Raw genomic sequence first — 22,514 nt, 5'->3', positions numbered from 1 at the left:
ACTACTCCACCGTGACGGACTTGGCCAGGTTGCGCGGCTTGTCGACGTCGTACCCGCGCGTCTGCGCCACGGCGGCCGCGAACACCTGCAGCGGCACCGTCGAGACGAGCGGCTGCAGGAGGGTGGGTGTCGCGGGGATCTCTACGAGATGGTCGGCGAACTCGGCCGCGACGGTGTCGCCCTCCTCGGCGATGACGATGGTGCGGGCGCCGCGGGCCTGGATCTCCCGGATGTTGCTCACCATCTTCGAGTGCAGCAGCGGCCGACCCTGCTGTGACGGCATCACGACGATGACCGGGACGTCGTCCTCGATCAGGGCGATCGGGCCGTGCTTGAGCTCGCCCGCGGCGAAACCCTCGGCGTGCATGTAGGCGAGTTCCTTCAGCTTCAGCGCGCCCTCGAGAGCCACCGGGTACCCGACGTGGCGACCGAGGAAGAGCACGGTGCGGCTCTCGGCCAGCCCGCGTGCCAGTTCACGGACCGGCTCGACGGTGGTGAGGACCTTCTCGACCGCCTCCGGCATCCGTTCGAGTTCGCGGAACTCCCGCGCGACCTCGTCGGGGTACTTGGTACCGCGAGCCTGCGCGAGGGCGAGCCCGACCAGGTAGGCAGCGGCGATCTGTGCCAGGAAGCACTTCGTCGACGCGACACCGATCTCCGGTCCGGCGTGGGTGTAGAGCACGGCGTCGGACTCGCGGGGGATCTGCGCGCCGTTGGTGTTGCAGATGGCCAGCACGCGTGCCTTCTGCTCCTTGGCGTGGCGCACGGCCTCCAGCGTGTCGGCGGTCTCCCCCGACTGCGAGATGGCGACGACGAGCGTCGACCGGTCCAGGACCGGATCGCGGTAGCGGAACTCGCTGGCCAGCTCCACCTCGACGGGCAGGCGCGTCCAGTGCTCGATGGCGTACTTCGCGAGCAGTCCCGCGTGGTAGGCGGTGCCGCAGGCGACGACGAACACCTTGTCGGTGTCGCGTAGGTCCTGGTCGGTGATGCGTTGCTCGTCGAGGATGATGCGGCCGTCCTCGAAGTGCCCCACGAGGGTGTCGGCGAGGGCCTGCGGCTGCTCGGCGATCTCCTTGAGCATGAAGAAGTCGTGGCCGCCCTTCTCGGCGGCGGCGAGGTCCCAGTCGATGTGGAACGGGGTGCCCGAGCGCGGTGAGGCGTCGAAACCGGTGATCGTGTAGCTGTCGGCGGTGATCACGACCACCTCGTCGTGCCCGAGTTCGACGGCGTCGCGGGTGTGGTCGATGAAGGCGGCGACGTCGGACCCGACGAACATCTCACCGTCACCGACACCGACGACCAGCGGCGTCGACCGACGGGCGGCGACGATGGTGTCCGGATGGTCGGAGTGGGTGAAGACCAGCGTGAAGGCGCCCTCGAGGCGGGCGAGCACCGCGTAGGCGGAGGCGACGAAGTCCCCGGCGTGCGGCCCCGACGCGTACTCCAGGTCCAGCAGGTGCACCGCGACCTCGGTGTCGGTGTCGGAGCCGAACTCGACGCCCGCGGCCTCCACCTCCGCGCGCAGCGGTGCGTAGTTTTCGATGATGCCGTTGTGCACCACCGCGACCCTGCCGTCCCGCGAGGTGTGCGGGTGGGCGTTGCGGTCGGTGGGACGACCGTGGGTGGCCCAACGGGTGTGACCCATGCCGGTGGTGCCGGCGAAGGCCTCACGACCGACCGTGGCCAGCTGCTTGTCGAGGTTCTCCAGACGTCCGGCCCGCTTCTCCACCGCGGTTCCGCCGTGGCCGTCGAGGATGGCCACCCCGGCCGAGTCGTAGCCGCGGTACTCCATCCGCCGCAACGCCTCGACGACGATCTCCAGCGCATCGCGCCGACCGACGTATCCGACGATTCCACACATTCGTGACAGCGTACTGCGACGGCCCATACGCTCGCGAAACCGTGTCGGACCTCGCCGGCGGCTCACCGCCGTGACCCTGCGCACGCAACCTGTCATAGGGTCGACGCGTGGCCTCGGTGAAGAAGCTCCTCTCCCAGTTGTCCCGGCGTGGGCCGCACCGCGTCCTGCGGGGTGACATGGCGGTCGTCGGGCTGCCCGGCATCGTCTACACCCCGGAAGCCGGCACCGACCTGCCCGGCATCGCGTTCGGCCACGGCTGGCTGACGCACAGCCGCCAGTACATCGGCACGCTGGAACATCTCGCCTCGTGGGGGATCGTCGTGGCCGTGCCCGACACCCAGCGCGGGCCGCTGCCGTCCGATCGTGCCCTCGCCGCCGACCTGCGGACGGCCCTGGAGGTCGTCTCCTCCGTGCGGCTCGGACCCGGGCAGATCACCGTCCACCGGGATCGTCTCGGACTGGCCGGCCACGGGATGGGTGCATCCGCCGCCGTTCTCGCCGCCGGCGACACCGACCGCGCCCACACGCTGGCCGCACTGTTCCCGGCGCCCACCTCACCCGCGGTGCTGCCGGCCGCCCACCGCGCCCGCGTGCCCGCGCTGGTGTTGGCCGCACCCGACGACCTCGACGGGGTCACGTCCAACGCCCTGGCGATCCGTCGCGCTCTGCAGGGCGACGACGTGTCCCTGCGCACGGTCCCGAAGGCCTCGAACCGCGGGCTCGTCGAGGGGTTCAGCATCCGCAAACGCCTCGGCGACGACTCCGACCAGCGGAAGACGCAGCGGGTCGTCCGCGCGGCGCTCACCGGGTTCCTGCTCGCGACGATCGGCGACCCGGACCGGCGGGGCTCGGTGCCCGGCGACCCGACCTATGCGGCCTTCGCCGACCCGTCGGAGGAACTCGGCAAGCTCGTGACGGTCGACCCGGAGGCCGTCGAGGCCCCCGAGGTCGATCGCCTCACCCGTCTGCTGCGGCGCTGAGCGCCGCGATCTCCGCAGGACCGAGGACGCGGTCGCGGGGTGCGTCGTCGGGTTCGTCGTCGCGGCTCTCCTCGTCGTCGCGGTCGTCAACACGGCTGTTCTCGTCGGCCACACGCCAGGAGACGTCGGCCGTGTCCCGGGCGCGATGGCGCGCTTCCACCGTGCGCAGGGTCGTGACGGCGCGGGCCACGATCGCCTCGATCTGATCCGACGGGTTCATCGGTCCCCCGCCAGTGCGAGGCCGCCGTCGTCGTCCGGGTCCGGCGTGGCCCGTGGGCCCTGCTCGGTGGTCGCTGCCGGCTGCGGATGCGCCTGCTCGGTCGGCGGCGGGTCGGCGAGTTCGGGTTCGGGGGCGACGGGGGCCGGATCGGCGGGTGCCGGGACGGGCTCCACCGGCGCCGTGGTGGGTGCCGCCGACTCGGCGGGCGACGGTTCCGAAGCGCTTGGTTGGTCGTCAGTGTTCGGTGGGCCGTCAGTGTTCGGTGGGCCGTCAGTGTTCGGTGGGTCGTCGTCGACCGTCAGGTTGAGGTGCGGGCGCGGAGCCGATCCGCCGCCGGAGACCGTCGACTCGTCCCGGACGGACGTCTCCGGCGGTGACGGCGACGAATCCTGGCGCGGGGCTGCGTGATCCGTCGCCGACGGCGCGACAACCGGACCTGCACCGGGCGGCGGCGGCGCCTCGGGGGCCGATCGGTCGTCCCCGACGGCGCCGACCGCCTCCGCGACGGCCCCGGCCGCCCCGACCGCGACCGCGACCGCACCGATCGCCGCCGCCGTCGCGGCCCCTGCACCGGCAACCGCACCGACGACACCGGCGACGTCCAGGCTGCTGCGCATGGCGTGAGCCACGTCGGTTCGCTCGGCACCCGGTCCGGTGGGCTCGGCCAGCCGCTCGGTGCTGTCGGCGACGACGGTGAGGACGTCGGTCACCGCCGCCTCCGCCACGTCCAGCGCTGTCTCGACCGTCGCGACGGCGGCCTGCACCATCGCCGCGACGACGGTGCGGTTGAGGACGAGGTCGAGACCCGTGAGGTCCGCGAGGGCGTGCTCGGCCACGACGAGGGTCGGGACCGCGGCGAGGGTGGCCGTCACAGCGGCGCGGACCTCGGTGACACCGCGTGCCGCGGCGTCGCACGCCGCTGCCGCCGCGCCCAGCCGACGGCCGGTCTCGTCGGCGGCGTCCCGCACGTCGCCCACCGCGGCGTGCGCGCGGTCGCCGGCGATTCCGTGCCACGCAGCGGGCAGGACGTCCGCGACACCGGCGAGGGTCTCGACGGCATCGGTGACACGTCGCGCCAGTGCGCGGAGCACCTCGGCATCGGCCGCGAACCTGTCGACGGGGACGGCGTCGATCGCGGTGAGGCGGGCGGTCCACTCCTCCGGCGGCGGCAGGACCACCCCCACCTCACGGGCGATCGGGCCCAGGGCCGTCGCGAACGCCACGACGGGATGGGTCGGGCCGGTCACGACAGTCCTGCCCCCGCGTCCCGCACGGACCGAGCGGCCGCCGAATCCTGGGCGACGGTCGTGCCGACCGCGGCGACGAGCGCGTCGGCCACCGATCGCGCGCGGTCGCCCAGCACCCCCAGGGCAGCGGGGACCGCCGCCACACCTGCGTCGTGGCGCGCGACAGCATCGACCCAGGGCGCCGAGGTGGGAGTCGACGACGTCGTCAGTGATCGCGCGGACGCGGCTCCCGCGGCCAGGTCGTCCGCGGCGGCGGTCAGATCACGCGCGAGCGCCGCGACCCGCGTGGTGTCGATCGCCATCCGTCCGCTCATCGATGCCTCCCCTGGCCGTCGGAACCCGGGCCGCAGTCGTGCCCGATGCGGCTGCCGGCGCCGCTGCTCTCCTGGGTTGGACGCGCAGCGGCACGATCCGGTTCCGGTGGGGGTCAGGATAACGGTCGACCGGCCCCGTCGGTCATCCGTTCAGCAGGCCGTGGGCGCGGACCGCGTCGAGCAGCGCGCGCGGACGATCGGTGGTCGGCGCGGGTTCGACCAGCGCGAAGCGGCACCCGAGGCCGCGGGCCCCGCCGTCGGCCTCCTCGCTGTCGCCCACCATCAGCGTCCGGCCCGCGGGTACGCCGAGCTCGTCGAGGGCCGCGGTGAAGATGCCCGCGGACGGTTTGATGCTGCCCACCTCGTGCGACAGGGCCCAGGACCCGACGAGCCCGTCGAGGTCGAAGCGGGCGAGGACCCGGCGCAGGTCGAACGCGATGTTGCTGACCACGCCGATAGCGACCCCCGCCGCGTGCAGTCCCCGCAGCACCTCTGCGGTGTCCGGGTACGGATCCCACGACTGCGGGTCGAGGACCCGCCCGTACAGCGACTCCGCGTGACCCGGGACGGTCAGCCCGCTGGACCGCAGTACCGCGAGATAGGCGCGTCGGTGCAGGTCCGGATCGAGGTCGCGTCGTTCCCACGCCGCGACGTCCTCGGGGGCGAGGTCGGCGGGGACCCCGGTCGGCGCGGTCATGCGCCGGATCAGTTCCGCCTGCAGACCGACGTCGATGGGGGCGCCGTCGTCGTCGTGCAGACCGTCGAACCACTCGGCGCGTTCAGTGAAACGGAACAGGGTGCCGGAGAAGTCGAACAGGACCGCCTCGACAGGCGGCACCGACACGGTCGTCGTCATCGTCCGACCGCCCCGACGACGTCGGCGATCCGGCCGGCGACCTGCTGGGCATGCGACTCGGTCGCCGCCTCGACCATGACGCGGACGAGTTGCTCTGTGCCCGAGGGCCGCAGCAACACGCGACCGCCGTCACCGAGTTCGGCCTCGGCGCCGCTGACGGCCTCGCGGACCTCGTCCGCCTGCGCGACGGACTGCTTGTCGAGGACGGGCACGTTGATGAGCACCTGCGGCAACGCGGTGACCACCGACGCGAGATCGGCGAGCGTGCGCCCGGTTCCGGTCATCCGCGCCATGAGGAGCAGCGCGGTGAGGATGCCGTCACCGGTGGTCGCGTGGTCGGGGATGACGACGTGCCCGGACTGCTCACCACCGAGGGAGTACGCGCCCGACCGCAACTCCTCGACGACGTACCGGTCGCCGACGGCCGTGGTCCGGACCTCGACACCTGCTGCGCGCATGGCGATGTGGAGGCCGAGGTTGCTCATGACGGTCGCGACGAGGGTGTCCTCGCGCAGCGTCCCGGCGTCCTTCATGCCCAGCGCGAGGACTGCGAGGATCGCGTCACCGTCGACGGGTCGACCGGTGTGGTCGACGGCGAGGCAGCGGTCGGCGTCGCCGTCGTGGGCGATCCCGAGGTCGGCGCCGTGCCGGCGGACCGCATCGGCGACGACGTCGATGTGCGTGGAGCCGCAGCCGTCGTTGATGGAGTAGCCGTCGGGATCGGAGTGGATCGCGATCACGCGGGCGCCGGCAGCCGTGTACGCCTGCGGCGCAACCGCACTCGCGGCACCGTTCGCGCAGTCGACGACGACGGTGAGCCCAGTCGCGGCGGACGGGGCGACACCGGCGAGGTGGTCGAGGTAGGCCGTGGCGGCATCACGCGCGTCGACGACGCGGCCGATGCGGTCACCGATCGGCGACTCGACCGTGGTCGCGTCGTCCATCCGTGCCTCGATCGCGGCCTCGACGTCGTCGGGCAGCTTGTGACCACCGGCGGCGAACAGCTTGATCCCGTTGTCGGGCATGGGATTGTGCGATGCCGAGATCATCACCCCGAACGCAGCGGAGTGATGGGCGGTGAGGAACGCGACCGCCGGTGTCGGCAGCACCCCGACGCGCAGCGCGTCGACGCCGGCTGCCGTCAGCCCGGCACACACTGCCGCCTCGAGCATCTCACCCGACGCGCGCGGATCGCGCCCCACGACCGCGATCGGTCGTGGTGTCGGCGAGGCCGGGTCGCCGAACGGCGGCTCGCCCCCGAGGATCTGCGCCGCCGAGCGCGCGATGCGCAGGGCCAGCTCCGGGCCCAGGTCGACGTTGGCCAGGCCACGCACCCCGTCGGTTCCGAAATATCGTGCCACGCGTGAATCTCCCACCCATGTCCGGCGTGAACGCACACGAGCAGGTGTCCGGTGCTGCATGGACACCTGCTCGGTGTGGTCGTCGTGCACCGGGCGTCGCCCGGCGCGGCGTGTCAGCGCTTGGAGTACTGCGACGCCTTGCGGGCCTTCTTGAGGCCGTACTTCTTGCGCTCGACGGCGCGCGGGTCGCGGGTGAGGAAGCCCGCCTTCTTCAGCGCCGGGCGGTCGTCCGGGGCGGCCTCGATGAGGGCGCGGGCGATGGCCAGACGCAGCGCGCCGGCCTGACCCGAGGGGCCGCCACCGACGAGCTTGGCGTGGATGTCGAACGCCTCGACACGCTCGACGGTGACCAGCGGCGCCTTGATGAGCTGCTGGTGCACCTTGTTCGGGAAGTACGCCTCCAGCGAGCGGCCGTTGAGGGTGAACTCACCGGTGCCCGGGGCGAGGCGGACGCGGACGACGGCCTCCTTGCGGCGGCCGACGGTCTGGATCGGACGGTCGAAGAGGACCGGGGCCGGGGTCGTGACGGCCTCGGCGATGTCGTCACCGGTCACCTCGGTGCCGGTGGCCTCGTCCACCACGTAGTCGTCCGTTGCGACCTCGACGTTCGCGTCGGGGGCGACCTCGACGGCCTCGGGGGTTGCGTTCTCGACGGGCTCGGTCACTGCGACACCTGCTTGATCTCGTAGGGGGCCGGGCGCTGCGCGGCGTGGGGGTGGTCGGGGCCTGCGTAGACCTTGAGCTTGCTGATCATGGCGCGCCCCAGCTTGTTCTTGGGCAGCATGCCGTTCACGGCCTTCTCGATGACGCGCTCGGGGCGGGTCGCGAGGAGCTCGGCGGTGGTGCGCTTGGTGAGACCACCCGGGTGGCCGGAGTGCCGGTAGTGGAAGGTGCGCTCGGCCTTGTTGCTGGTGACCGCGACCTTGTCGGCGTTGATGATGATGACGAAGTCGCCACCGTCCATGTGCGGGGCGTAGGTCGGCTTGTGCTTGCCGCGCAGCAGGTTCGCGGTCTGCACGGCGAGACGGCCGAGCACCACGTCGCTGGCGTCGATGACGTGCCACGCGCGCGTGACGTCACCGGCCTTCGGGGTGTACGTAGACACAGATGTATCCGTTCCGTGTTCGGGTGGTCCGATACTCCAGGCGAGGATCGGGGCTGGTCAGGTGCGACGGCGGGGTGGAACCCGGCGACCAGTGGGGACCCGGGACCCGGTTACTCCGCGGCGCGGGACGAGCCCACACCACAGGTGCCGCGCACCAGCGGTCCAGAGTACGTCTCCGGTGGTCCGAGGGTCAAAACCGTGCCCGGCCCTCCACCTCGCGGCGGATGCCCGTCGTCACAGCGGCGCGATGACGACCGACCCGACCGCTGCCGCGCACGCGTCCTCGACGGACTCCCCGCGCGACCCGGGCTGGCAGCCCACGCTGACCTGGAGGGCCGACGCGACGACGACGTACCAGCGGATCGCCGCCCCGGAGCCGGGTGTCTCGCGATAGCTGATGACGCGACGACCGGCGAAGGTCGTGTCGGCGGAGAACTCCGCGACGGCATCGGCCCCGCGCTGGCCCAGCCGGTTTCGCAGGCTCGTCGCGACGGAATCGAGGGTCGAGTCGGCTCGGACGGAGTTCTGTACCAGGAGCAGCCGCCGGTCGTCGTCGGGCGCGGCGATGCTGGTGAACCCGATCGCACCGGTGGCGTCGGGGGCGTCGGAGGTCCGCCGCCACCCCGGGGGGACGGTCATCGACACCCGTCCGATCTGGGCGATCTCCCCCGCCGGCGGGGCGACGGTGTCGTCGCCGTGCGACTGCCACACGACGAGCCCGACGACCACCGCGACGACGGCGACGAGGACGCCAGCCGCAATGAGCACCTGTCGACGGGCGGGTCGCCCGGGGGCGGGCGGTGCGGGTGGATCGGGTCGCGACGGGCGCGGCACCCCGAAGCGGTGCAGCAAGGCCCGGTCGACAGCGGCGACGCGGCCGGTCGGTGTGGCGTCGGCGACGAGTCCGAGGACCAGATCGACGCGGTCCCCGCGGTCGCCGTCGACGAGGATCGCCTCGACGGCGTCGTCGACGAGCGCGGCGAGCTCGTCGGGGCCGGCGTCGGCGGCGAGCACGGAGGTGCGGGCGATCCGCCAGCCCTGCGCGTCGCGTTGCACACGGTGGACGTCGACGCGGTCGTCGTGGGCCTCCACCACGGCGCACACCTGCATCGACGACTCCACGTGGGTGGCGGCGAGGAGTGCTGCGCGCGGGACGGCGGAGATCTGCGTCCCGCCGTCGCCCAGGGCCGTCTCGAGGGCCGAGAGGACGACCCCGACGCGCCGCGCACCCCAGGTGCTGGGGTGCGCGAGGGTCACCGACGACGGGCGCTCTGCCCCGACGACCTCGGCGATCGCGGACGCCCACGCCTCACGGGTACCGCGTCGACGTCCCCCGACGACCACCGACGAGGAGTCGATCGCGGACACGAGAGCACCGATCCGCAGGCCGGTACCGGCGGAACCCTCCAGCCGCCCGTAGGCGATGTCGACGACGGTCGCCGTGCGCGGGCCCACGGCGACGGCGTGCGTCACCGACCGCTCAGCCCGCGGAGCGCGCCGGCCGCAACTCGCGCGGCAACGCGAAGGTGAGGGTCTCGTTGGCGGTGGTGACGGTCTCGACCGAGGTGTAGCCGTGCTCGGCCAGACGGTCGAGGACGCCGCGGACGAGGACCTCGGGCACCGACGCGCCGGACGTCACGCCGACGGTCGTCACGCCCTCGAACCAGTCGTCCTCGATGTCACGCGCGTAGTCGACGAGATGGGACGACGATGCGCCGGCCTGCAGGGCGACCTCGACGAGACGGACGGAGTTCGACGAGTTCCGCGACCCGACCACGAGCACCATGTCGCACTGCGGCGCCATGGCCTTCACCGCGACCTGACGGTTCTGGGTGGCGTAGCAGATGTCGTCGCTGGGCGGATCCTGCAGGAGCGGGAACCGCTCGCGCAGCTTGGCGACCGTCTCCATGGTCTCGTCGACCGACAGGGTCGTCTGCGACAACCACACGAGCTTCGACTCGTCCCGCACCTCGACGCCGTCGACGCCGGCCGGGCCGTCGACGAGTTGGATGTGCTGCGGCGCCTCGCCCGCCGTGCCCTCGACCTCCTCGTGGCCCTCGTGACCGATGAGCAGGATGTCGTAGTCGTCGCGGGCGAAGCGCTTGGCCTCCTGGTGCACCTTGGTGACCAACGGGCAGGCCGCGTCGATGGTGCGCAGATTGCGTTCGGCCGCCGATGCGTGGACCGCGGGAGACACCCCGTGCGCGGAGAAGACCACGAGTGCACCCTCGGGCACCTCGTCGGTCTCCTCGACGAACACCACGCCGCGCTCTGTGAGCGTCTCCACGACGTGCTTGTTGTGGACGATCTCCTTGCGGACGTAGACGGGGGCGCCGTGCTTCTCCAGGGCACGCTCCACCGTCTCGATCGCACGATCGACCCCCGCGCAGTACCCACGCGGCTCGGCCAGCAGGACACGTTTGCCGGAATCGCTCATGCCCACAGGGTACGGGCGACCGGTGGGTGGGTGTGCGGACACCGGACGCGCCGGGCGTCCCCGCGCTGGTGACGGCGGCACCGATGAGGCAAGGTTGTCGCATGATCCGCCCACCCTTCGCCGCCCGCGTGATGACCGGTCTCCTGGTCACGGCCATCGAGGAGACGAGGAGGCTGCCGACGACGGCGGTGACGCTGCCGATGACCGCGGTCAGCACCACCGTGCAGGCCGCGATGCGTCTGCAGCAGAACATCGCCGAACTGGCCATCAAGGGTGACGACGCACTCGACCACTGGTTCCACCGCGCCGAGGAGCAGCCGTCGTGGGCGACGTTCGACGACGAGCTGCCCGACGATCTGCCCCGGTTGAGTTCGGTCCCGGACGTGCCCGAGGCCCCGACCGCCCCGACCGCCCCGACCGCCCCGACCGCCCCGATCGAGCCGACCCCGGTACCGACGCCCGACACCACGGCCGACGCCCCCGCGAAGAAAGCAGCGGCCACGACGGCACCGGCGAAGAAGGCTCCCGGGAAAAAGGCTCCCGCGAAGAAGTCGGCAGCAGCCAAGGCGCCCGCCACGAAGGCCGCGACGAAGGCCCCCGCCACGGCATCTCCGTCGCCTGCGTCCGATCATGACGGGTCGGGTTCCACGGACGGCTCGTCGACCGCGGACAGCGTCCCCGCGAAGGGACGGTTCGCCCTCTACAGCGCCGCGCCCGACACCGTGCTGCAGTCCGAGGTCGACGCGGCGCCCGCCCCGACGCCGTCGGACGCCCCCGAGATCGTCGAGTTCCTCGACTACGACTCCCTCACCCTGGCGCAGCTGCGCGCGAAGATCCGCAGCATCGACGTCGACGACCTGAGGACGCTGGTCGAGTACGAGCGCAGCCACCGCGGTCGGGCCCCGTTCGCCACGATGCTCGACAACCGGATCACCGCCGCCGGCGCCAAGTGACCCCCGCCTCGGGCGGCCCGGGCCCCTCCACCCCCGACGCCCCGTGGCCGGTCCGCACGCTGAACGCGAAGATCGGCGACTGGATCCACCGCCTCGGTCACGTGTGGGTGGAGGGTCAGATCACCCAGATCAGCCGACGACCGGGTACGAAGACCGCGTTCCTGCAACTGCGGGACCCGTCGGCGGACATGTCGATCACCGTCACCTGCCAACCGATCGTGCTCGACCGTGCGGAGGTCCCGCTCACCGAGGGAGCGCGCGTCGTGATGGCGGGCCGGCCGTCGTTCTATCCCGGCCGCGCACAGTTGTCGTTGCGGGTCACCGAGATCCGGCCCGTCGGCATCGGTGAGCTGCTCGCCCGCATCGAGCGTCTGCGTCGCCTGCTCGACGCCGAGGGCCTCTTCGACCCGCGCCTGAAACGGCCCATCCCCTTCCTGCCCCACGGGGTGGGACTGATCACCGGCCGCGCCGGAGCCGCCGAGCGCGATGTCCTGTCGGTGGCGCAGAGCCGATGGCCCGCGGTGCGGATCGAGATCCGCAACACCCCCGTCCAGGGTCCGACGGCGGTGTCGGCGATCCTGCGAGCCCTCACCGACCTCGACGCCGACCCGGATGTCGACGTCATCGTCATCGCCCGCGGGGGCGGGTCGGTGGAGGACCTGCTGCCGTTCTCGGACGAGGCGCTGTGCCGGGCCGTCTCCGCGGCGACGACCCCCGTCGTCTCGGCGATCGGCCACGAACCCGACCACCCGCTGCTCGACCTCGTCGCCGACCTGCGCGCGGCGACCCCCACCGATGCGGCGAAGCGCATCGTCCCCGACGTCGCCGCCGAGCTCGCCGGGCTGGCGGAGATGCGTGCCCGCAGCGCCGGCGCGCTGCGCAACTGGGTCGCCCGCGAGAAGCACGCACTCGACTCGCTACGGGGCCGCCCGGTGCTGGCCGACCCGATGCGTCTCGTCGACGAGCGGGTCGCCGACGTCGACCGCGCGGTCACCTCCGCGCGGCGCGAGATCGCCCGGTACGTGGGGTTCGAGGAACATCGCGTCGAGAACTACGCCGCCCGACTGGCCACACTCGGTCCCGCGCAGACGCTCGCCCGCGGATACGCCGTGGTGCAGCGGCTCTCCGGCGACGACCCGCCGCACGTCGTCGGCTCGGTCGACGACATGCCGATCGGCACCCAGCTCCGGGTCCGTGTCGCCGACGGGGCGATGCGCGCCGCCGTCATGCAGCCCGATCGCGCGCTGCGCCCACCCACCGCCGCCCGCACCCCGACGAAGGACGACAGGTCATGACCTCGCAGGAGCCCACACCGATCGAGGAACTGGGCTACGAACAGGCCCGCGACGAACTGGTCGCAGTGGTACGAACTCTCGAGCAGGGCGGTCTGGACCTCGACGCGTCACTCGCCCTGTGGGAACGGGGCGAGGCGCTCGCCCGCCGCTGCGAGGACCACCTGGAGGGGGCCCGGCGTCGGATCGAGACAGCGCTCGGCGAGGTCCCCGACGACGAGGACGGGGATGTCGACGACGACGATCTCGAGGACGACCAGGACTGAGTCGGCGGCCGGCCCGCGGGCGGAGGACCCGCGGTCAGCCGACGGGCTGCGGCAGCGACCGACGGGGCAGCACGGTGCCGGCGAGGACGGCCTGCGCCATCGTCGTGAAGTCCTTCTCGGATGCCTTGCCGTACAGCCCGATCCGCACGTCCGGGAGGTCGGCGACCCAGATCGTCCGGTCGTCGGAGGTCGAGTACCGCACCCACTGCTGTCCGCCGACGTCGGTGACGCCCTTGCCGATGGGCATCTTGTCGTCGAGGTAGGCGACGAGACCGTCCTCGGGCGCATCGGTCTGGCTGAGCTGCATGTAGACGCCGTCGGAGGTGATGAACCCCACGTTCGACACGACCCGGCCGTCGATGCCCGCGCGGCTGCCGGAGTTCGGCTTCCAGTCCTGCGGGACCTCCGGGAGTCGCACCGGGAACGGCATGGTCTGCGCGTCGGCGGTGAGGCCACCGCGGACGTCGTAGGCGGGGGTCCGATCGTCACTCGCGCCGCCGGTCAACCCGACCGAACAGTTCCCCGACACCACTGCGATGAGCAGGCAGATCGCCACCAGGGGGACCAGCGACCACAACATGTCCTTGTGATCGGTGAGGATGCGGGGTTTGCCGGGCACCACACCAGTATCCATGCCGGTCATGACAGGATTGGCGTCAACCCCGAGCGGCCGCGCGCCCCCATGGCGCTCGCCGGTGCCCGTCCCAGGAGGAACACGATGTCGAAGCCCGCCCGCAACCCCCAGGCCCCCGACCGGAACCTGGCGATGGAGTTGGTGCGGGTGACCGAGGCCGCGGCCCTCGCCGCCGGCCGGTGGGTCGGACGCGGCGACAAGATCGGCGGGGACGGCGCGGCCGTCGACGCGATGCGCCAACTGCTGTCCACCGTCTCGATGCGCGGTGTCGTCGTCATCGGCGAGGGCGAGAAGGACGAGGCGCCGATGCTGTTCAACGGCGAGGAGGTCGGCAACGGCGAGGGCCCCGCGGTCGACGTCGCGGTCGACCCGATCGACGGCACCACGCTGATGGCCGAGGGCCGCCCGAACTCCATCGCGGTGATCGCCGTGTCCGAGCGCGGCACCATGTTCGACCCGTCCGCGGTGTTCTACATGGAGAAGATCGCCGTCGGCCCCGAGGCCGCGGGGTCGATCGACATCACCAAGCCCGTCGCCTGGAACGTGCAGGCGGTGGCGAAGGCCAAGGGCATCGACGTGGGTGACGTCACCGTCGTCGTGCTCGACCGGCCTCGTCACGCCGATCTCATCGGCGAGATCCGCGCCGCGGGCGCGAAGATCCGTCTCATCTCCGACGGCGACGTCGCCGGGGCGATCGCCGCGGCCGGCGAGTACAGCTCCGTCGACATGCTGCTCGGCATCGGCGGCACACCCGAGGGGATCATCACCGCCGTCGCGATGAAGTGCATGGGCGGCGAGATCCAGGGTCGCCTGTGGCCCAAGGACGACGCAGAACGTCAGAAGGCCATCGACGCCGGCCACGACCTCGACCGCGTCCTGTCGACCGACGACCTGGTCAGCGGGGAGAACATGTTCTTCTGCGCGACCGGGGTCACGAACGGTGACATGCTGCGCGGCGTCACCTACCGCGCCAACGGTGCGACCACCCGGTCGCTGGTGATGCGCTCCAAGTCGGGCACGATCCGTCACATCGAGGGCCGTCACAAGCTGGCCAAGCTCCGCGAGTTCGCCTCCGTCGACTTCGGCGAGTAGGCCCGCTCCGGTTCCAGGGTTCCCGCTCCGGTTCCAGGGTTCCCGCTCCGGTTCCAGGGTTCCCGCTCCGGTTCCAGGGTTCCCGCTCCGGTTCCAGGGTTCCCGCTCCGGTTGTTCGAGGACGCTCCGCCTGCAGGCGGAGCGTCCTCGAACAGGTGGAGCGTCTGCGTCGGATGCGCCCCGGAGGTGGAGCGAGGACACCAGAAGTGGAGCAGTCGCCCTGCAGGTGGAGCGCCTGCAGCGGACGCGGGACCACACGTCACCAGCACCGGACGCCCCCATTAGGGTTGCCTGCATGAGCAACGACGCTGCGTCCGGCGAGTACCGCATCGAACACGACACCATGGGCGAGGTCCGCGTCCCCGCGGCCGCCCTGTGGCGTGCACAGACCCAACGCGCGGTCGAGAACTTCCCGATCTCGCACCGCCCGCTGGAGCGCACCCAGATCCGCGCCATGGGCCTGCTCAAAGCCGCGTGTGCCCAGGTGAACAAGGACCTCGGTCTGCTCGACGCCGAGAAGGCCGACGCCATCATCGCCGCCGCCACCGAGATCGCCGACGGCGCGCACGACGACCAGTTCCCCATCGACGTGTTCCAGACCGGCTCGGGCACCAGCTCGAACATGAACACCAACGAGGTCATCGCGTCGATCGCGAAGAACAACGGCGTCGAGGTCCATCCGAACGACCACGTCAACATGTCGCAGTCGTCGAACGACACCTTCCCCACCGCGACCCACGTCGCGGCGACGGAAGCCGCTGCGACGGATCTGATCCCGGCACTGCAGCACCTCCACTCCGCGCTCGCGGACAAGGCGTCGGAGTGGCGTGAGGTCGTGAAGTCCGGCCGCACCCACCTCATGGATGCCGTGCCCGTCACCCTCGGTCAGGAGTTCGGCGGCTACGCGCGCCAGATCGAGGCGGGCGTCGAGCGGGTCGAGGCGTCCCTGGTCCGGGTCGGCGAGCTGCCGATCGGCGGCACCGCCGTCGGCACGGGCCTGAACGCACCGGAGGGCTTCGGCACCAAGGTCGTCGCAGACCTGGTGTCGCGCACGGGTGTCGAGCACCTCAGCCTCGCCAAGGACAACTTCGAGGCGCAGGCCGCCCGCGACGGTCTCGTCGAGCTGTCCGGCGTCCTCAAGACGATCGCGGTGTCACTGACGAAGATCGCCAACGACGTCCGCTGGATGGGGTCGGGCCCGCTCACCGGGCTCGGCGAGATCCGCCTGCCCGACCTGCAACCCGGCAGCTCGATCATGCCCGGCAAGGTCAATCCCGTTCTGCCCGAAGCGGTCACGCAGGTCGCGGCGCAGGTCATCGGCAACGACGCCGCCGTCACCTGGGGTGGCGGCAACGGCGCGTTCGAGCTGAACGTCTACATCCCGATGATGGCGCGCAACGTGCTCGAGTCGCTCACGTTGTTGGCCAACGTGTCCCGACTGTTCGCCGACCGGTGCATCTCCGGACTCGAGGCCAACACCGACCGCCTCAAGACCCTCGCCCAGAGCTCCCCGTCGATCGTGACGCCGCTCAACTCGGCGATCGGCTACGAGGAGGCGGCGGCAGTCGCGAAGCAGGCCCTCAAGGAGGGCAAGACGATCCGTCAGACGGTGATCGACCGTGGCCTCATCGGCGACAAGCTCTCCGAGGCCGAACTCGACGCGCGCCTCGACGTGCTGAAGATGGCCAACCTCGACCACGAGCGCTGAGCCACTCGCCCCGCGACTGAAACCGCCTCCCGCGACCGTCACAACGGTCGCGGGAGGCGGTTTCGTTAGCGGGGACGATCCCGCCGCGAGTCAGCGCTTGAGCAGGAAGAACGTCGGCTTGAGGCGGTAGTCGAACGTCAGCAGCGACCCGAAGCGCGTCTCCCGGTTGTTCAGCGATCCGGGATCGTTGGCGGTGTCGCGGATCGTGTAGATGAACGCGGGACCGGCGAACGGCATCCGCGAGAACGCCGCCAGCTCGGAGGCGATGATGTCGCGCTGCTGCTCGGGGGTGTTGCCGCCGTTGCGCGGCCCGTTGGTCGGCGCGCCGAACTCGGTGAACCAGATCTTCTTGCCCGCGTCACCGTTGCGGACCATGAGTCCGCGGACCGCGGCGATGTCGCTCCACGCGCCGTTCGGGTTGGCGCCGATGCCACCCGGGAACACGTAGGGGTGCAGGGCGAGAGCGTCGAACGACCCCTTGGCCCCGAAGCGGTACAGGTCGTTGACGAACGCGACCGGCGAGTCGGAGCCCTGCATCGGGCTGAGGCCGGCGGCGACGACCGTCGAATTCGGCTGCACGCGCTTGATCGCCGCGTAGGTCGCCTTGAGCAGGCGGGCGTACGCGAAGGACTTGTTCGGGATGTTGCCGAAGAAGATCGGCAGGTTCGGCTCGTTCCAGATCTCCCAGTTGTTCACCTGGCCGCCGTAGCGCTGCACGGCGCGCTGGGCGAACACGGCGAAGTCGTTGGGGTTCGCCGGTGGGGCGGTCTTCAGCAGACCACCGCCCTGCAGGAGCGGGGTGTAGGCGATGAGCGCCAGCACCTTCAGACCCCGGGCACGGGCCGCGTTGATGACGCGGTCCGACGTGCTCCAGTTGTAGACCCCGGGGCTGGTCTCGATCTGACTGCGATCGATGCCCAGTCGGATCCATCCCGCATTCGTCTGCTTGACGGTGTCGAGCGTGCGGTTGAGGTCGGCCTGCGAGTACTGCAGGAACTCGGCGCCGGTGGCGAAGCCGTATCCGGCGGCGGGGACCGCCGGAGCGGCACCGGCGGGTGCCGAGATGCCCAGGACGAGCGCGACTGCCGCGACGACGCTGAGGACGGCAGCGCGCAAGGAGGGTCTGTTCATGCGCACATTGTTACATCGTCGATATCGGAACAGCGCATCGAGAACACTGATTCACAGGTTCCCGGTGGTGCCACTCCTCCGACCGCGTCACGCCTGCTGCGAGGCGAGCCCGATCCGGATCACCGGATCGCGCGACGGGTCGAGCCACCGCAGGATCGACACCATCGTCGCCTTGTCCACCGCGACGCACCCCTGCGTCGGCGACCCGTCGGTCACGTGCAGGAAGATCCCCGACGCGTATCCGGGTCGGCGCTGCGGGTTGTGCGCGATGTTGACCGCGTAGTCGTACACCGGACCGCTGTCGTAGAGGTTCTCGCTGTCGCCGCCGGGGCTCGCGACCTGCCGCACATGGGTGTTGTAGGTCGGCGAGTTCGGGTTCTCGTCCCACCAGTCCTGCTTGTCGGCCTGGAAGTACGGCAGTTTCGTGCCGGGGTTCGCCTGGCGACCGAAGGCCTGGTCGAACGCGAACGTGCCCTCGGGGGTGCGCGGCACGTCGTCCCGCGGCGCCCCGATGCCCTGGGACCCGACGAACGCCTTCACCGGCCCGATGACCGGCTGCCAGGAGCCGTCGACCTTGTCGAAGGCGGTGAGGACGCCGGACGTGTCCGACCGCGAGTTCACCGTCACGGTGACCATCTGCGTGGTCGTCGGGAAATCCGCCGGCCCGGCGACCGTCTCACCGGGAGCTGCGGCTGCCGGACCCGCCGCCAGGGTCATTCCCAGTGCGATCGCCACGGCCGGTACCGACACCATCGCGGCCGTAGACCTCAGCCGCCTCATCAACCACATACGTCTCTCTGACACCAGAGAAGTATGCGTTGGCCATCGTGCACGGGCGATATCCGTCCGGTCACAAGCAGGACGCCGATTCGTCACCACCGGCGTGTCGCGCCGACACGCGCACACGCCGGTGGGTGACGCGTGTCACGCCCCGGGTGCGAACTCCTCCAACATCTCCGTGACCAGCGCGGCGATCGGGGAACGCTCGCTGCGGGTGAGGGTGATGTGGGCGAAGAGCGGATGCCCCTTGAGCTTCTCGATCACTGCGGCCACTCCGTCGTGTCGTCCGACGCGGAGGTTGTCGCGCTGGGCGACGTCATGGGTGAGGACGACCCGCGACCCCGCACCGAGACGCGACAGCACGGTGAGCAGGACATTCCGTTCCAACGACTGGGCCTCGTCGACGATGACGAACGAGTCGTGCAGCGAGCGCCCGCGGATGTGGGTGAGCGGCAGCACCTCCAGCATCCCGCGCGAGAGGACCTCCTCGATCACCTCGGTCGACGCGAGGCCCTCGAGGGTGTCGAACACCGCCTGGGCCCACGGGCCCATCTTGTCGGCCTCACTGCCCGGGAGGTAGCCGAGCTGCTGCCCGCCGACCGCGTACAGCGGCCGGAAGACGACGACCTTGCGGTGGGTTCGGCGTTCCAGCACCGCCTCGAGGCCGGCGCACAGGGCCAACGCCGACTTGCCGGTCCCGGCCTTGCCGCCGAGGGACACGATCCCGACCGACTCGTCGAGCAGGAGGTCCAGTGCGACACGCTGCTCGGCGGAGCGACCCCGCAGGCCGAACGCCTCACGCTCACCCCGGACGAGCTGCACGCGCTTCTCCGGGGTCACCCGACCGAGTGCGCTCGACGATCCGCCGAGGAGCCGAACACCCGTGTGGCACGGCAGCTCTCGGGCGTCATCGACATCGGCGACACCGTCGGCGAACAGCGTGTCGATGTCGGTGCTCGCGACGTCGAGTTCGGTCATTCCGGTCCACCCCGACACGACGACGTCCTGTGCGCGGTACTCGTCGGCCGCGAGGCCGACGGCACCGGCTTTGACACGCAACGGGATGTCCTTGGACACCAACGTCACGTCCTTGCCCTCGGCGCGAAGGTTCAAGGCGCAGGCCAGGATCCGTGAGTCGTTCGTGTCGGTCCGGAACCCGGCGGGCAGGACGAGCGGGTCGGTGTGGTTCAGCTCCACCTGCAGCGTGCCGCCCTCGGAGCCGATCGGTACCGGCAGGTCGAGACGACTGTGCTCCAGCCGCAGATCGTCGAGCATGCGCAACGACTCACGGGCGAACCACCCCAGCTCGTGGTGGTGACGTTTGCCCTCGAGTTCCCCGATGACGACCAGCGGGAGGACCACGCTGTGCTCCGCGAAACGCGTCACCGCCCAGGGGTCGGACAGCAGCACAGAGGTGTCAAGGACATAGGTGCGAGTGGTCACGAGGGCTCCTCATGTCGACGCGGCGCCCGCGCAGACTGATGTCGACACCGACCGGCCGGTCCATGGGACCGGGGCCGGTCCGCCTCGCGCTGGGTGACCAGCTCACGAATAGAACCTCCCGGACGAACCGCTTCCCCACGGCCCGTCACGAGTCAACGTACGCCCGCGGTGACGGCCCTCACGCGAGCGCCGCGCCGCGTGTCCGTGAACAACAGGTAACCGCCCGTGACGTGCGGGAGACACGACCATGACGTCGTCACCGGATGGTCATCGCGCCGACGTCGGTGTTCGACCTCGCCGTCGATCGCGCCTGATCGTCTGATCCCATGACCCGCGAACAGGCCCCCGTCGTGACCGTCGGCCCGGACCGGACACTGCACCACGGCCTCACCCGCCGACGGTTCCTGACGTGGACGGGTGTGGCCGCGGCCGTGGCGTTCACGCCGGGACTCTTCGCCGACTCGCTCTCCGACGCGGCGCCGGCGTCCGCCGGCGATCACCTGTTCAGCCTCGGCGTGGCGTCCGGCGACCCGCTCCCCGACGGCGTGGTCCTGTGGACCCGACTCGCCTCGGCCCCCCTGGCCCGCGGAGCGGGGATGGGTGTCGCGCCCGTCACCGTGCACTGGCAGGTGGCGACCGACGAGGCGATGACCCGGGTGATCCGATCGGGCACCGAGATCGCCACCGCGGCGGACGGTTTCAGTGTTCACGCCGATGTCCGCGGGCTCCGTCCGGGCACCGAGTACTTCTATCGATTCCGTGCGAACGGCCATCTGTCGGACGTCGGCCGTACCCGCACCGCTCCCCCGGCAGGCGCACCCCTGGCCGCACTCACCTTCGCGTGGGCGTCGTGTCAGAACTGGGCCGACGGGTTCTTCCCCGCCTACGACGACATGGCCTCGGCCGCTCCCGATGTCGTGTTCCATCTCGGCGACTACGTGTACGAGAAGAGCGTCGGCTCGTCGGGCGGACGCCGCCGCTCGACCGCTGTGCCGGCGTCTGCGCTGACCGAGATGACGACCCTCGACGACTACCGCGAGCGGTACGCGCTCTACAGACTCGACCCGCAGCTGCAGCGCGCCCATCGGATGAGCCCGTTCATCACGGTCTTCGACGACCACGAGGTCGAGAACAACTGGGCCGGCCCGATCTCCGAGGACGACGCACCGATCCCACAGTTCCTGGCCCGCCGAGCACAGGCGATGAAGGCGTGGTGGGAGAACACCCCGGTGCGGATGACACAGCGTCCCCGCGGCGCCGACGTGCAGGCGTTCCGCCGGTTCGACTACGGCGACCTCGTACGGTTCAGCGTCCTCGACACGCGGCAGTACCGCAGCGATCAGGTCAACGGGGACACCGACTCCCCGCAGGACGCGCAGACCGCCGATCCGCGGCGCACCATCACCGGGGCGCGTCAGGAGCGGTGGATCCTCGACGGGTTCTCGTCGAGCCGGCAGCGGTGGAACGTCCTGGCGCACCAGACGACCATCGCCGATCTCGCGCGCCGGAAGGACGGTGCACGCGCGGTGAGCATGGACGGCTGGAGCGGGTACGAGGCGTCGCGCGCCCGCATCCTCGACGGTGCGCGCGAGCGCGGGACGCGCAACCTCGTCTCCATCGTCGGCGACATCCACCGCACCGTGGTGTCCGACCTGCGGTCGACCTACACCCGCGACTCCCCCACCGTCGGGATCGAGTTGGCCGGCACGTCCATCGCCTCGGGCGGGGACGGCGCCGACAGTGACACGAGCGATCAGCAGCTCAAGGAGGCGTCGCCGCACATCCGCTTCGGCAACGCCCAGCGCGGGTATGTGCTGAACCGCGTGACGCCGCAGGCGTGGCAGGCGGAGTTCCGCGTCGCGGACTCGATCGCCTCCCCGGACGAGAAGCTGCACCGACGAGCGGTGGTGACGATCCCCGACGGCCGGCCGCAGGTGGATGTGCAGGCCTGAGGGGCGGGGTCAGCCCTCGGCGCGGGCCAACACCTTCTGGCGGGCCGCCTCGGCCTCCTCGGACAGTCCGTCGAGGGTGCGCAGGCCGAGCGTGTCCACCAGGGCCTGCGCCGCGCGGCGGAAGGGCTCGGCGCCGACGTAGGACTCCGGGATCTGGTCCACCTTGTCGGCCAGGTCGGCGATGTCGCTGCCGATCGGGTGGTTGAGCGCGAACGCCTCCTCGACAGCGACGACGGTCGCGTCGGGCTGGGCGGTGAGCGCGGCGTCGAGGAAGTTGGCGAAGGTCTGCGCCTGCACGGCGTCGTCGGTGGCGACGTTGCGCAGGATCCCGGCGAGGCTCTCGGACTCGACGTCCTCGGCGAGCCGGGAGGCGAACCAGGTCGACAGGTTCTCGTGCACGGCCATCACCGCGAGGCATCCCGCCGGCGACATCGACCGCGACCGCTCGTTCTGCTCGTAGCCGTGCGTGACGTGCGACAGGCGCAGCGACTCGAGCCACTCCGGGTCGACGGCACGGGTCACGATCAGGTGGTCACGCAGGGCGATGGAGTGTCGGTTGTCCTCCGCGGTCCAGCGACCCACGAGCGCGCGCCATTCGGAGAAGGGAGGGAAGTTGACTCCCAGGATGCGGTGGAACGACGGGAGGTTGTCCTTGGTGAGCAGCAGTGCCAGCACGGCGACGCGCGTGGCCTCCGGCATCGTGGAGTCCGACGCGTCCCAGTCGGTGCCACCGAGGAACGCGTAGTTGCGGCCCTCGTCCCACGGAACCAGGTCGTGCGGGTTCCAGGTGATGGAGGCGCGCTCGTGCTCCTCGGTCAGCTCGGGCAGAGCCTTCTCGAGCACCAGGATCAGGTCGTCGTCAGCGTTGTCCGTCACGAG

22 protein-coding genes are annotated in these 22,514 nt (G+C 71.1%); 7 read left to right on the top strand and 15 right to left on the bottom strand.

Going from position 1 to position 22,514, the window contains the following annotated elements:
* Position 1: 1 nt before the first annotated feature.
* Positions 2 to 1,864, bottom strand: coding sequence for a glutamine--fructose-6-phosphate transaminase (isomerizing) (gene glmS, locus ACXVUM_RS14880; protein WP_458522548.1), 1,863 nt, complete (start codon positions 1,862 to 1,864; stop codon positions 2 to 4).
* A 107-nt stretch (positions 1,865 to 1,971) separates the two neighbouring features.
* Between glmS and ACXVUM_RS14875 the strand changes: the two genes are divergently transcribed.
* Positions 1,972 to 2,844 (top strand): dienelactone hydrolase family protein, encoded by an 873-nt coding sequence (locus ACXVUM_RS14875; RefSeq protein ID WP_458522547.1) that lies wholly within the window; start codon positions 1,972 to 1,974, stop codon positions 2,842 to 2,844.
* On the opposite strand, the gene ACXVUM_RS14870 is transcribed toward ACXVUM_RS14875, so the two are convergent.
* The 9 genes from ACXVUM_RS14870 to ACXVUM_RS14830 all read right to left on the bottom strand — a co-directional run bounded on the left by ACXVUM_RS14870 (position 2,822) and on the right by ACXVUM_RS14830 (position 10,384).
* The gene (locus ACXVUM_RS14870; RefSeq protein ID WP_458522546.1) at positions 2,822 to 3,064 is read right to left on the bottom strand and encodes a hypothetical protein; all 243 of its coding nucleotides are present in this window, start codon (positions 3,062 to 3,064) and stop codon (positions 2,822 to 2,824) included. The genes ACXVUM_RS14875 and ACXVUM_RS14870 overlap by 23 nt on opposite strands.
* Positions 3,061 to 4,311 (bottom strand): hypothetical protein, encoded by a 1,251-nt coding sequence (locus tag ACXVUM_RS14865; RefSeq protein WP_458522545.1) that lies wholly within the window; start codon positions 4,309 to 4,311, stop codon positions 3,061 to 3,063. Before ACXVUM_RS14865 ends, ACXVUM_RS14870 begins: the two co-directional genes overlap by 4 nt.
* Entirely contained in the window at positions 4,308 to 4,625 is a 318-nt protein-coding gene (locus ACXVUM_RS14860; protein WP_458522544.1) for a hypothetical protein, read from the bottom strand. The genes ACXVUM_RS14865 and ACXVUM_RS14860 overlap by 4 nt, the downstream gene beginning before the upstream one ends.
* A 142-nt stretch (positions 4,626 to 4,767) precedes the next feature.
* The gene (locus ACXVUM_RS14855) at positions 4,768 to 5,481 is read right to left on the bottom strand and encodes an HAD family hydrolase (RefSeq protein ID WP_458522543.1); all 714 of its coding nucleotides are present in this window, start codon (positions 5,479 to 5,481) and stop codon (positions 4,768 to 4,770) included.
* Complete coding sequence (glmM, locus tag ACXVUM_RS14850; RefSeq protein ID WP_458522542.1) at positions 5,478 to 6,842, bottom strand: phosphoglucosamine mutase; 1,365 nt, start codon at positions 6,840 to 6,842, stop codon at positions 5,478 to 5,480. The genes ACXVUM_RS14855 and glmM overlap by 4 nt, the downstream gene beginning before the upstream one ends.
* A gap of 113 nt (positions 6,843 to 6,955) precedes the next feature.
* Positions 6,956 to 7,507, bottom strand: coding sequence for a 30S ribosomal protein S9 (gene rpsI, locus ACXVUM_RS14845; RefSeq protein WP_458522541.1), 552 nt, complete (start codon positions 7,505 to 7,507; stop codon positions 6,956 to 6,958).
* Positions 7,504 to 7,947 (bottom strand): 50S ribosomal protein L13, encoded by a 444-nt coding sequence (rplM, locus tag ACXVUM_RS14840; protein ID WP_458522540.1) that lies wholly within the window; start codon positions 7,945 to 7,947, stop codon positions 7,504 to 7,506. Before rplM ends, rpsI begins: the two co-directional genes overlap by 4 nt.
* A gap of 234 nt (positions 7,948 to 8,181) precedes the next feature.
* Positions 8,182 to 9,420 carry a type VII secretion-associated protein gene (locus tag ACXVUM_RS14835; RefSeq protein WP_458522539.1) on the bottom strand — a complete coding sequence of 413 codons (1,239 nt, stop codon included), beginning with the start codon at positions 9,418 to 9,420 and terminating at the stop codon, positions 8,182 to 8,184.
* 7 nt (positions 9,421 to 9,427) lie between these two features.
* On the bottom strand, positions 9,428 to 10,384 hold the full coding sequence (locus ACXVUM_RS14830; protein ID WP_458522538.1) for a 4-hydroxy-3-methylbut-2-enyl diphosphate reductase: 957 nt from the start codon (positions 10,382 to 10,384) through the stop codon (positions 9,428 to 9,430).
* Between the two features lie 101 nt (positions 10,385 to 10,485).
* Between ACXVUM_RS14830 and ACXVUM_RS14825 the strand changes: the two genes are divergently transcribed.
* Genes ACXVUM_RS14825 through ACXVUM_RS14815 form a run of 3 tightly spaced genes read left to right on the top strand, consistent with a single transcriptional unit; the run spans position 10,486 to position 12,895 of the window.
* Entirely contained in the window at positions 10,486 to 11,337 is an 852-nt protein-coding gene (locus ACXVUM_RS14825) for a lipid droplet-associated protein (protein ID WP_458522537.1), read from the top strand.
* Positions 11,334 to 12,632: an exodeoxyribonuclease VII large subunit gene (gene xseA, locus ACXVUM_RS14820; RefSeq protein ID WP_458522536.1), complete on the top strand. Its 1,299-nt coding sequence runs from the start codon at positions 11,334 to 11,336 to the stop codon at positions 12,630 to 12,632. Before ACXVUM_RS14825 ends, xseA begins: the two co-directional genes overlap by 4 nt.
* Entirely contained in the window at positions 12,629 to 12,895 is a 267-nt protein-coding gene (locus ACXVUM_RS14815) for an exodeoxyribonuclease VII small subunit (RefSeq protein WP_458522535.1), read from the top strand. The genes xseA and ACXVUM_RS14815 overlap by 4 nt, the downstream gene beginning before the upstream one ends.
* 34 nt (positions 12,896 to 12,929) lie before the next feature.
* Here ACXVUM_RS14815 and ACXVUM_RS14810 read toward each other — a convergent pair whose 3' ends face one another.
* Positions 12,930 to 13,538: a DUF4245 domain-containing protein gene (locus tag ACXVUM_RS14810; protein ID WP_458522534.1), complete on the bottom strand. Its 609-nt coding sequence runs from the start codon at positions 13,536 to 13,538 to the stop codon at positions 12,930 to 12,932.
* A gap of 75 nt (positions 13,539 to 13,613) precedes the next feature.
* Between ACXVUM_RS14810 and glpX the strand changes: the two genes are divergently transcribed.
* Both glpX and ACXVUM_RS14800 read left to right on the top strand, forming a co-directional pair.
* Positions 13,614 to 14,621 (top strand): class II fructose-bisphosphatase, encoded by a 1,008-nt coding sequence (gene glpX, locus ACXVUM_RS14805; RefSeq protein WP_458522533.1) that lies wholly within the window; start codon positions 13,614 to 13,616, stop codon positions 14,619 to 14,621.
* A 295-nt stretch (positions 14,622 to 14,916) separates the two neighbouring features.
* On the top strand, positions 14,917 to 16,329 hold the full coding sequence (locus tag ACXVUM_RS14800) for a class II fumarate hydratase (protein ID WP_458522532.1): 1,413 nt from the start codon (positions 14,917 to 14,919) through the stop codon (positions 16,327 to 16,329).
* A 90-nt stretch (positions 16,330 to 16,419) separates the two neighbouring features.
* Here ACXVUM_RS14800 and ACXVUM_RS14795 read toward each other — a convergent pair whose 3' ends face one another.
* The 3 genes from ACXVUM_RS14795 to ACXVUM_RS14785 all read right to left on the bottom strand — a co-directional run bounded on the left by ACXVUM_RS14795 (position 16,420) and on the right by ACXVUM_RS14785 (position 19,683).
* The gene (locus tag ACXVUM_RS14795) at positions 16,420 to 17,460 is read right to left on the bottom strand and encodes a hypothetical protein (protein ID WP_458522531.1); all 1,041 of its coding nucleotides are present in this window, start codon (positions 17,458 to 17,460) and stop codon (positions 16,420 to 16,422) included.
* 87 nt (positions 17,461 to 17,547) lie between these two features.
* A complete protein-coding gene (locus ACXVUM_RS14790) occupies positions 17,548 to 18,213 on the bottom strand; it encodes a L,D-transpeptidase family protein (protein WP_458522530.1) in 666 nt (221 codons plus the stop codon).
* A 171-nt stretch (positions 18,214 to 18,384) separates the two neighbouring features.
* Positions 18,385 to 19,683 (bottom strand): PhoH family protein, encoded by a 1,299-nt coding sequence (locus ACXVUM_RS14785; protein WP_458522529.1) that lies wholly within the window; start codon positions 19,681 to 19,683, stop codon positions 18,385 to 18,387.
* 326 nt (positions 19,684 to 20,009) lie between these two features.
* On the opposite strand from ACXVUM_RS14785, the gene ACXVUM_RS14780 reads away from it, so the two are divergent.
* Complete coding sequence (locus tag ACXVUM_RS14780; protein WP_458522528.1) at positions 20,010 to 21,635, top strand: alkaline phosphatase D family protein; 1,626 nt, start codon at positions 20,010 to 20,012, stop codon at positions 21,633 to 21,635.
* A 9-nt stretch (positions 21,636 to 21,644) separates the two neighbouring features.
* Here ACXVUM_RS14780 and ACXVUM_RS14775 read toward each other — a convergent pair whose 3' ends face one another.
* Positions 21,645 to 22,511, bottom strand: coding sequence for an acyl-ACP desaturase (locus tag ACXVUM_RS14775; RefSeq protein WP_458522527.1), 867 nt, complete (start codon positions 22,509 to 22,511; stop codon positions 21,645 to 21,647).
* Positions 22,512 to 22,514 lie beyond the last annotated feature (3 nt).

This window comes from Williamsia sp. SKLECPSW1 (assembly GCF_054332755.1).
The sequence above is the reverse complement of the archived record's forward strand: the minus strand, read 5'-3'. Positions and strand labels throughout refer to the sequence as shown.